This is a genomic window from Grimontia sp. NTOU-MAR1 (assembly GCF_035758505.1).
Classification (GTDB): domain Bacteria; phylum Pseudomonadota; class Gammaproteobacteria; order Enterobacterales; family Vibrionaceae; genus Enterovibrio; species Enterovibrio marinus.
In genome coordinates this window covers 122,410-135,528 of the sequence record NZ_CP142108.1, presented here as the reverse complement: position 1 = coordinate 135,528, position 13,119 = coordinate 122,410, and the positions used below count along the sequence as shown (strand labels likewise).

General features: G+C 46.8%; 11 protein-coding genes and 1 pseudogene. 7 read left to right on the top strand and 5 right to left on the bottom strand.

Going from position 1 to position 13,119, the window contains the following annotated elements; translation table 11 throughout:
• Positions 1-191 precede the first annotated feature (191 nt).
• A complete protein-coding gene (locus VP504_RS00705) occupies positions 192-638 on the top strand; it encodes an META domain-containing protein (RefSeq protein ID WP_325892463.1) in 447 nt (148 codons plus the stop codon).
• Between the two features lie 48 nt (positions 639-686).
• Here VP504_RS00705 and VP504_RS00700 read toward each other — a convergent pair whose 3' ends face one another.
• Both VP504_RS00700 and metE read right to left on the bottom strand, forming a co-directional pair.
• Positions 687-2,294, bottom strand: coding sequence for a CHASE domain-containing protein (locus VP504_RS00700; protein ID WP_325892462.1), 1,608 nt, complete (start codon positions 2,292-2,294; stop codon positions 687-689).
• 137 nt (positions 2,295-2,431) lie between these two features.
• Positions 2,432-4,707 (bottom strand): annotated as a pseudogene (gene metE, locus VP504_RS00695) (5-methyltetrahydropteroyltriglutamate--homocysteine S-methyltransferase).
• Positions 4,708-4,812: 105 nt separating this feature from the next.
• On the opposite strand from metE, the gene metR reads away from it, so the two are divergent.
• The gene (gene metR, locus VP504_RS00690; RefSeq protein WP_325892461.1) at positions 4,813-5,724 is read left to right on the top strand and encodes an HTH-type transcriptional regulator MetR; all 912 of its coding nucleotides are present in this window, start codon (positions 4,813-4,815) and stop codon (positions 5,722-5,724) included.
• Positions 5,725-5,768: 44 nt separating this feature from the next.
• Here metR and VP504_RS00685 read toward each other — a convergent pair whose 3' ends face one another.
• Both VP504_RS00685 and VP504_RS00680 read right to left on the bottom strand, forming a co-directional pair.
• A complete protein-coding gene (locus VP504_RS00685; RefSeq protein ID WP_325892460.1) occupies positions 5,769-5,963 on the bottom strand; it encodes a DUF4250 domain-containing protein in 195 nt (64 codons plus the stop codon).
• A gap of 137 nt (positions 5,964-6,100) precedes the next feature.
• On the bottom strand, positions 6,101-6,775 hold the full coding sequence (locus VP504_RS00680; RefSeq protein WP_325892459.1) for a hypothetical protein: 675 nt from the start codon (positions 6,773-6,775) through the stop codon (positions 6,101-6,103).
• 276 nt (positions 6,776-7,051) lie between these two features.
• Between VP504_RS00680 and VP504_RS00675 the strand changes: the two genes are divergently transcribed.
• Positions 7,052-8,224, top strand: coding sequence for a GGDEF domain-containing protein (locus VP504_RS00675; RefSeq protein ID WP_325892458.1), 1,173 nt, complete (start codon positions 7,052-7,054; stop codon positions 8,222-8,224).
• A 23-nt stretch (positions 8,225-8,247) separates the two neighbouring features.
• Here the strand turns inward: VP504_RS00675 and VP504_RS00670 are convergent, their stop codons facing one another.
• Entirely contained in the window at positions 8,248-9,447 is a 1,200-nt protein-coding gene (locus VP504_RS00670) for an MFS transporter (protein WP_325892457.1), read from the bottom strand.
• Positions 9,448-9,618: 171 nt separating this feature from the next.
• On the opposite strand from VP504_RS00670, the gene VP504_RS00665 reads away from it, so the two are divergent.
• The 4 genes from VP504_RS00665 (at position 9,619) to VP504_RS00650 (ending at position 12,743) form a co-directional block, all read left to right on the top strand.
• Positions 9,619-10,488, top strand: a complete 870-nt coding sequence (locus VP504_RS00665) for a LysR family transcriptional regulator (RefSeq protein ID WP_325892456.1) — start codon at positions 9,619-9,621, stop codon at positions 10,486-10,488.
• Between the two features lie 8 nt (positions 10,489-10,496).
• On the top strand, positions 10,497-11,033 hold the full coding sequence (locus tag VP504_RS00660; RefSeq protein WP_157515662.1) for a DUF6942 family protein: 537 nt from the start codon (positions 10,497-10,499) through the stop codon (positions 11,031-11,033).
• A 174-nt stretch (positions 11,034-11,207) separates the two neighbouring features.
• Positions 11,208-12,197, top strand: coding sequence for a DUF2860 family protein (locus VP504_RS00655; protein ID WP_062712548.1), 990 nt, complete (start codon positions 11,208-11,210; stop codon positions 12,195-12,197).
• Between the two features lie 384 nt (positions 12,198-12,581).
• Positions 12,582-12,743 carry a hypothetical protein gene (locus tag VP504_RS00650; RefSeq protein ID WP_002535001.1) on the top strand — a complete coding sequence of 54 codons (162 nt, stop codon included), beginning with the start codon at positions 12,582-12,584 and terminating at the stop codon, positions 12,741-12,743.
• Positions 12,744-13,119 lie beyond the last annotated feature (376 nt).

The window sequence follows — 13,119 nt, the reverse complement described above, 5'->3', positions numbered from 1 at the left end:
TTGAGACAATTCTTAAAACGAACAAACCTTGTTCAAGTTCCACAATTTAGTACTGATTTGACAGATTTCTGACTTGCTAAGCAACTAAGATTCATAATAATCGCGAAACCAAAATATTGAACCAAGCCAATCAGGCGCTGTCTCTACGTGACGAAATGTAGAAACACTCAGAGATCAATCTGGAGTTGATAATGAAAAAGATGGCAATCGCAATGCTGATCGCACCAGCAATTCTGGCAGGCTGTGCAGCCAGCACTTCGGGCAAAGGTGACGCAATGGAAGTGTCTAAGGCAAACATGCAGCACCACAACTGGGTTTTAGAAAGCGTTGATGGTCAACCACTGAACCTGCCAGAAGGCTTTGCAGCACCTAGCCTCGAAATTGGTGAGTCATTCACTGCAAATGGCCATGGTGGTTGTAACCGCTACTTTGGTCAAGGAGAGCTGAAAGGCGACAAATTCCGCATCGACAAAATGGCAAGCACCATGATGGCGTGCCCTGAACCAGCAATGAAACTGGAAGGTGTCATGACGAATGTGTTGAGCGATTGGAGTGATGTGACGCTGACCAAACAAACTCTGGTTTTGGAAAACGGCGAGCACGTATTGTCTTTCCAACTGCGTGACTGGGTGAATTAATCCCACTAACCAGTGATTCAAACACCCGGTAAGCGACTTCGGGTGTTTCTAAAAGCCTCCTCCGGGAGGCTGAATGGTTTCGGGAATATAAACCCAGTGAAATTTACCTCTTCCCTCGGCCACGGCTTTCCCCAGTGCTATCTCACCATAGGATAACACCTTAGACACTTCCAATGACCTTGCATCATTGATAGTGACACCACCTATCGAAATAGAAATAATCTGAGAGCCCACTTCTTTATCGAATGGTAGCCGCAAGATTTTTACTGCTTCTATACAAGCCTCTGCCAAAGGCCCGCCATCTTTGGTGTTAGGCATAAGCACGGCAAATGCTTCTCCGCTGTAGCGGGCAAGCAAGTCACCGGGACGCTTCATCGTATCTGAAATCGCCGAGCCGATAAGGCGTATCGCTTTGTCACCCGCCACCCTGCCATGTTTAGCGTTGTACTTCGACATATTGTCAATTTCAATGATCATCAGGCTGATATAGAGATTATCCCTTTGAGTCCGGCGGACTTCTGCTTCCACAGTCTGCTCGAAATAATCGCGGTTGTAATACCCTGTGAGCCCGTCACTTTTGGAAAGTTTTTCCAGCTTCTTATTCGCGTCTCTAAGCTCTCGTGTTTTCTCATCCACACGCCTTTGAATCGTCAAGGCGCGGTGTTGCAGCATGTACAATAGGTAGGCAAGTAGGGAAAATATCAACACACCGATAAAGAAAATAAGGTGCGGGAAAATGCTCATTCGTGAATGAACGTAGGAAGCAGAAGGTGTACCACGCAACGACCACTCGCGGCCGGCAAAGAAAATCGGGTCAGACTCATACGTCAAAGCTTCCACGGGCGGCTCTCCCAAGTCCACGACGTTGGAAAAAATCACATCACTTTGCTCTGATAAGCCTTTATCCACCAGCTCGAGATTAATCGATTCTTTAACCGTGTTGTTAATCGCCAAGTCGAAGATATCGGACACATCAAACAGAGCAACCAAGAATCCACGTAACGCGTCTTCCCTGTCTGCATCTGTTTCAGGATCGCCAAAAAACACTGGCAACAACATCAAAAAGCCACTGTGATCTTCAAATTCCCTTTTTAGGCGAATCGCAGGCGTGGCAATGGGTACGCCTCGGTACCAACTCATTTCCAGCGCGTCCTTCATTGAAGGACGGGATGCCAGATCAAACCCCAACACGTTTTGGTTTAGTTCATAAGGATGGATGTACCTGACGGGGAAGTAGCGATTGCGTTGAACGGCAGAAACAAGATTACCTTCCTCATTGAGTTCGACTATTTCAAACAAGGCAAATTCCAACGCAGCTTCTGCTTCATAGAGTTCCCGATCGCTTTCGTTGACAACTTCTGCCCACTCCATTGCATGGATGTTAGGGTGTCTATCCATGACGGCCTGAGAAAGGCTAACAAACACATTTTCATTAATGCCTTCATCCATCACAATCTGATTTCTCAAGGCATACATGAGCTCAATACCGATGTTAAGCTCACGCCCAAGCGAAAGCGCTGCATTCTCTACATCTTTCTGGATTTCATGTTCGATAGACTGTCGTTCTGACTGATACAAAGACATGGCAGCCAGAAACGAAAAAAACAGCCCAACAAAGACTGTAAGTATCGTTGAATATAAAACCCGCTTCGCCATCCCTTCATCGTCCCTGTTATGTGTTAACTAATTGTTGAACATAATCTTAGATCCCGCCAGCATTGGGCGTTCGATACGGGAAACTCGATGATGTAAATACGAAAAATCCGAACCAGGATTCAGGTTCGGATTTTTGCTTAATAGGAATATTGGGCAGTGGCACGAACATTTCTTGCAGCTTCGACCAAATTGGTCAATGCAGCTTCAACTTCTGTCCAGTTGCGAGTTTTCAAGCCACAATCCGGATTCACCCACAAACGCTGGTCAGGAATCGTTTTACGCGCTTTTTCTAGCAGGCCTACAATGCTTTCTACCGAGGGAATGTTTGGCGAGTGGATGTCATACACACCCGGGCCAATTTCATTCGGGTAAGCGAATTCCTCGAAAGCCTGCAGTAACTCCATGTCAGAGCGTGGTTTCGATGGTGATGACATCTGCGTCCAGCGCTGCAACCGAGTCAATGATGTCATTGAACTCGCTGTAACACATATGAGTGTGTATCTGGGTATCCGATGCCGCACTTGCTGCAGAGATCTTAAATGCGTTCACCGCCCAATCCAGATAGGTTTTCCAATCACTCGCCTTTAGCGGCATGCCCTCACGGATGGCCGGCTCATCAATCTGTATGATTTTGATACCCGCTTTCTGGAGTTCTGCGACCTCATCTCGTAATGCCAGTGCTATTTGCTCGGCAATTTGTTGACGAGGAATGTCTTCGCGCGGGAACGTCCAACCCAGAATCGTGACCGGCCCTGTCAACATCCCTTTTACGGGCTTTTCTGACAGCGATTGCGCGTACGCTGCCCATTCAACAGTGATTGGCGATTCGCGGGAAATATCGCCCACAACCAGAGCAGGTTTGACGCATCTAGAACCATAACTCTGCACCCACCCAAAACGGGTGACAGCAAAACCATCTAGGTTTTCCGCAAAGTACTCCACCATGTCGTTTCGCTCAGGTTCGCCATGAACCAGCACATCCAATCCCAGCTTCTCCTGACGCTCGATGGCATCTTTAATATGCCTCTGCATTGCGGCGGTATAATCCGCCTTGGATAAGTTTCCAGTTTTGTGGGCGCGGCGCTGTTGGCGGATTTCTTCGGTCTGCGGGAAAGAACCAATTGTCGTGGTAGGAAATAGTGGCAGGTTCAGCGCAGCTTTCTGTGCTTCGGCGCGCTCAGAGAAGTTTGCCTCGCGTTTTGCCAACGCATCAGTAATGGCATTCACACGCGCCTGAACCTCTGGCTTATTTACCCTTGCGCTGGTCGCACGGGCTTCAATTGCAGCAGTGTATTCAGCACATTTCGCGATCGCTGACTCATTGCCACTTAGCGCATCAGACAACAGCACCACTTCGCGGGTTTTCTGCTTAGCAAAAGCCAACCAGGACTGTACCTCCAGTCCAAGGTCGGTTTCCTGCTCTAAATCCACAGGTGTATGCAGTAATGAACAGCTTGTCGACACCCAAGCACGTTCGCCCAGCTTCCCGATAGCCGGAGAAAGCGTTTTAATCCAGGTATTCAGATTTGCTTTCCAAACGTTGCGGCCGTTTATAGCACCTAAAGATACAATCCAGTCTTGTGGAAGTGCATTAATCACTGCATCAAGCTGCTGAGGTGCAACACTCAGATCAATATGCAGACCATTTACTTTCAGCTGGGAAATGATGTCTAGCTGCTGCTCTACCGACTCAAAGTAAGTGGTCAGTAGCAGCTTTACGTCGCCCGATATAACCTGATACGCAAGCTTATAGGCCTTGCGCCATACTTCAGATAATTCAAACGCAAGTATCGGCTCATCAATCTGAACCCACTCAACACCTTGCGCTTTAAACTTGGCAAAAATTTGCTGGTAAACAGAAAGTAGACGAGGCAGCAGATCCAGACGGTTAAAGTCTGATTCCTTTTCTTTACCCAGATAGAGATAAGAAATTGGCCCCAGAATAACGGGCTTCACTTTGTGGCCAGCCTTTTTGCCTCGTTGACCTCATCGAAAATTTGGTTCCAACTCAGATTGAATTCATCATCTTTTGTGAATTCAGGAACAATATAGTGGTAGTTGGTATTAAACCATTTCGTCATGTCTGATGCCGCGCAACTGCATCCCGTAGGCGCTTTACCACGGGCAATGCGGAACAAGGTATCCAGATCCGGATGACCATTGCGATGACGTTTTGGAATATGGCCTAAAGTCAGACTGGTTTGCAGTACTTGGTCGTACCAGCGAAGTCACCGACAGTGACGAATGAAAGGCCTGCGTCCTTTTGCACCTGCCAGTTTTGATGGCGAATAGTCGCACCCACATCAAGCAATCCCTGTAGGCTGATTTCACCTTTCCAGTACTGCTCGAGTGCAAATTTCAGTTCACGTTTGTTACCAATGCGAGGGTAACCAAGAATATGCGTTGTGGTCATGGCACTTTCCTTTTTTTAGCCGTCCAGATGTTTACATGTCCACATTGATTTATTAGAGTGCATAAAACAAACTCAAATTGCTCAAACGGATATTGAGAAAAATTCATGCTAGAAGTAAAACACTTACGTACGTTGGCGGTTCTGAGAGATACAGGGTCGCTGACCTCAACCGCCACACAACTGTGTCTGACTCAATCCGCATTGAGTCATCAATTGAAGGACTTAGAGCAACGCATTGGTGCCCCATTGTTTCTGCGTAAAACCCGACCGGTACGCTTTACTGCTGAGGGTCAGGTGTTGTTGAAACTGGCGGATGACATTCTGCCAAGACTTGCTCAGGCAGAAACCGAACTAGCCGCTTTGAAAGAGGATGCTCAGGGTCGGCTGCACATGGCGATCGAGTGCCACTCCTGCTTCCAATGGCTGATGCCCGCGCTCAAGGAATACAAAATCAGCTGGCCTCTCGTCACGCTGGATTTCTCATCAGGGTTTGGCTTTGAACCTTTACCCGCGCTTGCGGGTGGCGAGCTAGACTTAGTGATTACCTCAGATATCGCTCCGCGCAGCGAAATTCACTACGAAGCTCTCTTTGATTTCGAGATGCGATTGGTGTTGGCAGATACCCACCCACTAGCAAAGAAAAAGCGTATTGAGCCAGAAGATTTGGCCGGTGAAACATTGCTCACCTACCCGGTTCAACGCCAAAGAATGGATGTGATTAAGCACTTTTTACAACCAGCAGGCATAGAACCCGTCAACTTTAAGTCAGCAGATAACACCCTGATGCTGATTCAAATGGTAACGGCAGGTCTTGGTGTGGCGGCGCTACCCAATTGGGCAATCAGTGAGTTTTCAAGACAAGGATTAGTCGTCGACAGACCACTGGGGAAAGGGCTATGGCGACGTTTGTTTGCCGCCGTAAGAAACCAGGAGGCGCAGCGTCCTTACCTGCAGGCATTCTTTTCTACAGCGCGAAATCAGTGCCACACGCACTTAGAGGGAATCAAACGCGTATAGCGAGAACAAAATTTAACCACCAAAGGCCAACAGACCCCTAGGGACTATTTCCGGCGAAGTTGATTCACCAGCGGATCGTAGTAGTACCCCATGGCATCGATTTTGGCTTGGAATTCCTGTAAATCCAGATCAAATTGTGACACTAATTCATCCAATGAAGAGCATTCGAGGCGAAGCTTTTCATTGACGATGCCATACATAATGGCGCTATCGAGGTGAGCAAGGTTATGTATTTCCATGATGGTAGTCCTCGCGGATACATGACTAAAGCATAGAACGACTATTTCCCCCGCCAGAGAGAATCAGGCAATAAAAAGGCACTTCACGTGCCTATTTATTGTTGCTGAGACAGCCAGTTTTCAGGCTTCCACGCCAACTAGATCATCGTCGACAATGCCATGCCTGATGCGCACCCGATCACCACCAGTGAAACACAAAGCTGCGCGATATGTGGCGTTGTCTGGCGGAGTAGATGAGAAGCCCAAACCAACACTCCTGCCATTGCCAATCCAAGACTAACCAGCACCGAGTTAACAAGAGAATTAGCAACTTCCGGTTCCAGCATCATGCTGCTTACCGCCAATGTCACTGCAGTAAGCATCGCGGCAACAACACCAATCACTGGTAGGATACGGTGGAATGCCTGAAGACGGGAACGTGCCCTAACAAGCAGGCAATGTGCAGTGATGGCACCTACCAATAAAACCTGAGAAAGCATCATTAAGCTTGCCAACAAGCCTTGCTCGGTACCTGCCATCAGCAGTACCAAAACGCCAAAACCGTTTGATAGATGCAACAGTGGAACTGGGCCAGTTTGGCGGGTTTTACCCGACTTTGAACGGAAGGAAAAAAAGCCTAGGGTAATAAAAGGTAAGGCTGAAAATGGCGAGAAAGGAATGGTGACTGCCCAGCCTGCAACCAAAAACCAGAAAGCCTTATGCAAACGTCCTCGCTGCCCTGGACAAATGTCCCCTTTCAGCAGAACTAAAGTCAAAACAGCTTGCGCCCCCAACACACCAGCAAGCGTTACGGCGCTAAAAATCTCGTACATCTACTATCACCCAGATCAAATGAGCACCGATTATATACCCAAACGTTCTGAATTCTTAATTTTCAGATTTTTCGGGGATAAAAACCACACCTTTTGTGTGTGACAACGTTGAGACGCTCACAGAAATTGACCATTATTTTGCTTTCACCCGCATGAATATGTAACTGTTTTTATATAGGAGCTGCAAATATGAACGCGGTTCAAGATATTGCCCTAAAACAGTTAGTTTTCTGAGCAACCCTAAAACTTCAAAATGCAGGAAGTCACGTCCGGGATATGGAATTGTCCTTATCATATTACAAAGCCCAGTTGGGAGAACTGCTAACGGCCAAGCATCATGCATCAGCCTTTAGTACGACCCGAGCAACCTATTTGCGTATCCGCATTGTTGCCCTTTGCTACCTGTGGGCAGCATTGTGCGTTCTGTGGATCCCTGTTGACGCCCTGCTTCTCGACCAAGCATCGGCTCCCCTTGCCATTCTCCGTCTCAAGCTTTCTGCCGTATTGTTTTTCATTGGTTGGTTGACAAGCCAACGCAGCACACTCAATGCCTGTCGAAATGCCATTTTTGCCCTTGTTGTCAGCCTAAATTTGTTTTATGTGCTGACCAACCATGCACTAGGTTATCCGCACAGTATTGATGCCTTCAGTTACTGCTACAACTTGCTTCCCTTTGTTTATGTGGTGATCCTGACCATTCTCCCCCTGACAGTGAAAGAGTCAGTTTGCGTCATGCTGATTATCGCCGTGTCCCAAATTTACGTTGATGCGCAGAGCGGCGCTTTGTTGTCCTTCGAAACGTTTACTCTTTACTGGCTGCAGACCGTGGTCAGCTTTCTGGTCATTTGGGCGCAGACTTCCAAGTTACACATGATGCTCAGACTTTATCGGCACGCGACGCTAGATCCCCTCACAGGTATCTACAACCGCCGGATGCTTCTCAGGCTGGCCAAACGGGATTTTGAAAATACACGAACCAAGTCGCGTCCCTATTCTGTACTATTGATGGATCTAGATAGATTCAAACGCGTCAATGACAGATACGGCCATCATGCCGGGGATATTGTGCTTCAAGCATTCACTCAGGCGGTTCAGGAAACGCAGCGTAAAAGTGACATTTTCGGACGGTTTGGCGGAGAAGAATTTATTCTCTTTCTGCCAAAATGCAGCGCAGATAACGCCCAACATGTTGCCAATCGGATTATGGCTCGTGTTCGGGATATGCGGATCGAAGTGGATGGCTTGTCAGAGCCCCTGAAAGTGACAACCTCTATTGGCATTAGCACCAGCCTTTGCAAGGACGACGACCTATCTGTGATTCTTGAACAAGCAGATCAAGCCCTCTTTAAAGCCAAAAATTCGGGCCGAGATCAAAGCAGTACCTATGACCGAGTTGATGAGGTAAAAGAAGAAGGCCAGAAGCGTCCTTGGCTGGAATTGGTGAACTGAGCCATCCGAAGTCTTGCGGGGTATTAACAAGGCTCCTGCAAAGAGACCTTTTTATTTTTCGCACCAAGCAACTGAATCAACACAATGTTTGCTGCAGCCAGTGACAACGCGCCAAATGTAACGGCATGCCAACCACCCATCTCCCAGCATCCGATGAGATAGAATCCCCCAAGACTGCCACCCACGTAATAGTGAACCAGATACAAAGCAGTCGCTGTCGCTTTTCCCTGCACAGCACGCCGACTGACCCACCCGTAAGCAAGAGAGTGAGTGAAGAATGCACCACCGCTCACAACCAGAAGACCAATGACCACTGCCGCCGAGTGCTCAATACTGGCAATGAGTACGCCCGTTAGCGTAACCAACGTGCCGATAGTCATACCCGTAATTGGTGAGTAACGGTTCGCCCAACGGCCGCTCAACGTTGAAGTTAACGTACCGGCCAGATAACAGATGAAAATGGCAGAAGCGATACTAACAGGCAGATCAAATGGAGCCTCAAGCAAGCGGAAGGTTGTAACAGAATAGATATTCACGAATAGCGCAAAGTTGATCCCACCGACAACCATCGCCACCCAAAGAATCGGAGTTTTAATGTGTCGCCCGATACAGCGGAATTGCTTGAAGACAGAATCTTGTGAGGCCGTAAATTGACGTTGAGATGGCAGCAGGTAATAAACCAAAGCCATACCTAACGCAGTGAATGTAGCCATAGCAGCGACCGCATCTTCCCAGCCGAAAAAGTCTGCTAACGTACCCCCAGAAAGCCTACCGAAGATTCCGCCCAGTGAGTTTGCGCTGATGTATCCCCCAACAGCAACAACCAAAGCTCTTGGGCTAAATTCATCCGCCATATAGGCCACCGCAACCGAAGCATAACCTGCCAGTGCGATACCCATTAAACCGCGAACCGCCACCAAGCCCCAAAATGAATCAATAAAAAGTGATAGCACGCCAACAAGTGGCATTAACACCAAGCTGAATAGCATTACCGGACGTCGCCCGACTTTTTCAGAAATGACTGCCCAGGGAATTAAGCTGACAGACAATCCCAATGTTGAAGAGGCTAAAAGCCAGTTGGCTTTGGTTGCTGTCACTTCAAATGCGCCTGCAAATACCGGCAGTAATGGCTGGAAAAGATAGAGATTACAGAACACAAGAAAAGAGCCAAATGACAATGCGAAGGCGGCTCTTCTGTATGCGGGAGTCTGTAATTCAATCATGATAATTTTCGCTGTTTTTTCTCAATACACAGTGAACTTATCAATACACCTATGATAAAAGAAATATATTAAATATATAGAGGTAAGATCTTTTATATATAATCAAGTCATTAGGTTTGTCGCTACCTCACGAGCGCACAGCTTCCAAGAAGATGAATATAAGGAATCGGAATGGACATTCGCCAATTGCGCTACTTCACCTGCGTGGCTGAGCAGAAGAACTTCACCCGTGCCGCGAGACAATTGAACATCGCCCAGCCCGCGCTCAGTATTGCAATTAAAAAGCTAGAACAGAGCATTGGCCTTCCACTGTTTGACCGCAATGAACGCCAGGTTCACCTAACGCATGAAGGCGAAGTTCTGTTACCCCATGCCCACCGCGTACTCCAACAGGTCGAAGACGCCAATACCGCCATGGCAGAACTTCGGGGCTTACAAAAAGGCGAAGTCCGTGTCGGTGTACCTGGCATGCTTGGCTCTTACTTCTTTCCTTCTATTCTAATGGGCTTTAAAAGCCGTTACCCCGATCTCAAACTGAGTGTCGTCGAGGCAGGGACACAGTCGATTCGCCAAATGCTGTTGGATGGTGAGTTGGATATTGGCGTGATACACAACCAGGATGTTCCGCCAGCACTTGAAACGACATACCTGATTTCATCCCAAATGGTGGCAGTCACTTCAACAGACCATCCACTTGCTGAGAGACAATCAATTAGTTTTCAGGAGTTCTTCAATGAAGAATTGGTCATGTTCAAGAAAGGCTATTTTCACCGGGAGTTCATCGACCAGATTTGTGCCATTCACAAAATCTCTCCACAACTCTCATTTGAAACGAACCTGTTAGCCATGATTCTGAATATTGTCCGACACGGATTTGCCATCACCGCGCTGCTTGAATTAGTGACCGATCACGAGCCAGGATTAACGCCCATTCCTTTCGAACAGCCTGTGACACTAGACATTGCCATGGCTTGGCGTAAACATGGTTACCTATCTCTAGCCGACCGAGCCTTTATCGATTTCGTGCAAAACAATAAATAGGAAATCATGTGAATCACTATGCCTTTGGCGACAAAACAGCCCGCATTAACGTCTATGTAGAAAAAGCACCGCCATCTGAAGCATTGTGGGGAGACCTGCCCTCAAGCGGCAGTATCAAAATATTAGATGCTGGAGATATCAAATTACTTGGAGAAATCGGCGGAAATGGCTGGCGAAAAGTCTTCAACGTTTTCGCCAAATTGTTATGTGCTTTCCCAGAGCAATCGCCATTAAGGCCAAGAGGCTTTTCAAGCTGGCAAAGCTATAGGGACCAGGCCTTATTACAAAACGAAAGTAAAACTGCGCTCTTATTTGGTGAGTGGGATGTAGAAGAAAGAACAAAAAATGGGGGTATTCACGTCATTGCCGGACGCACTCATGCCCTAAATCTCGGCCTCTCAGAAAAATGCGTCTGGTTGAACAATGAGTTCGCCAAACATCCGTCGCTGCCTATATTTATCTGTCCGTATTTCGATTACAGACAGCTATCAAATAACAAAATTGACGTATTAGTGAACCTCGTCCGCAAGATAGACCTCTCTTGATGGCCCCATGAACGCATTCAACCGTGACAAACCCAACTCACCAGAGCTCGCAACCAAAACATTATCGGAGCATGAGTAAAAGTTGCAATAACACGAAAGGTTTTGGGTGTTTTTTGTATCGTTCACTCTGTTAACATATGCACTTCTACACATTCTGTTAGGGACAGAGTACGAATGAAAATAACTAAGCCCCTTATCGTCAGTATTTCGCTTATCCCTTTTGCTGCACATGCTGGACTGGCCGATAAAGGTGGGCTCAGTGGTGAAATTTCCTTTATCGGGGGGATGACATCTACTGACTCCAATTTATCAACCAAAGGTCATGCTAAAAAGGACGCTCCCCTCAATTCTGAGGGAAGCCAAGAAACCGATTCTATCTTTGGTGTGCTTGGCGGTTTGTCATATACCTTCGGGCAAGGACTTGATAAGCAAATTTTCGTGGGTACCTCCCGCGACGATATCGCCGTGGGTACCATTGCAATGGAATTGGGCTACCGCCAAGCGTTGGATTCAGGAACAAGAGTATCCGTTTCTTACCTACCAACTGTATTAGCCACAGATGTCTGGAAAGACCCATTTGCGGTTGGAACACCTAGAAGTAAGACAGAAAAATCCGGCGACGCATACCGTCTGCAACTGGATCGTATTGGCGGTTCCATGCTTTCTCTGGATATCGCTTACGCTCAAACCGATATCGAACACGAACAAAGTGGTCGCTCGCTTGGGCTTTCAACTAATGACCAGCAGAGCCTTAAACGCAGTGGTGACACCTTCTACTCCAAATTGAGTTACCGACAATTCCTGGGTAAAGGATTGGGCATTACGCCAGCATTCATATATATGAATAATGAATCTGACGGGGACGCCATGTCTCACCAATCTTACGGTGGAGAACTAAGCTACTTCAGCTTCGCAGGTCGCAATAAAATCGTACTAACGGGTAAATACCATTCCCGCGATTACGATGCACCTCATCCTATCTTTGGTGCAGTCCGCCATGACAGAGAATACAGCGCTTTTCTAGCCTACGAATACGCACACTTATTTGAAGTTCAGCCGCTTTCATTCGTGACTCTGGCAGGCTACAACAATACAGATTCAAACATCGATTTTTACAACGCCAGTGAACTCTTTGGCTCAGTCGGCGTCACATATCGATTCTAACCATCCATCTCTCTACTTGACGCCATCTTACTATAATGTAAGGTGGCGTTTTTTATTCATGTAGGAAAATACACGCACAAATATAAATTTCACAAATGATTGAATTAAATGAAATTAACCGCACTTATAGGCCTATTTTGCAATTGCATTATGAAAATCATTTTGCAATAAGACGGTAAACCTAGGCACTACTAAAATATGTTAACAGATGAACATTAACCTATTGATATATCTGTTTTTTAGGAATCTCTTAGAAAAGTTGGCCTGTACGTTGCTTCAGACAAAACGGTACAACGTAGCGTAACAAGGGGTAACGAGCGACAACGAATGGATACTGGTAGCGTGCAGAAAAACAATTTAGAGAAGTGAGTTGAGGAGCTTTGTATGATTTGCATGAACAAACACGGTGAGCTTATCCAACTGCAGTACCACAAGAAATGCCCGGTAAAAGGGTCGGTATATGTTAAGTATCTTGACGGACTAAAGAAAGGTAATTTCTACATTGAGTTGGAACCGGACTCACTCGTTAAGGTAACGGTTCACTAAGCAATTACGCTGTATTTGAAAGATCGCGATATAACGCGATGACCTTAACAACGGACAGGGCCTTCCAATTCTTTTTTATTCTTTATGAAGGCCCTTACCACTCCCGCACATTCCACTGTTTTCCCGCCCCTATAAAAGCTTTAGTCTGTATTTTTTGAGATATTTTAAGCTCAAATACAGACACGAATCTCCAAACGGCGAGAACAAAAATTAGGGGTGAGCACTGCTTATTCCTCTGTCGTGAACTCACTCGTTGGAATGCGGTCATGGAGCTCTGTCATTTGCACCACATGCTACACTCTCATCACGTCCATACGAACCCCAAAAGACAAAACCTACAATAAGTACAAACAAAGACGATATGTAAAATTAAATG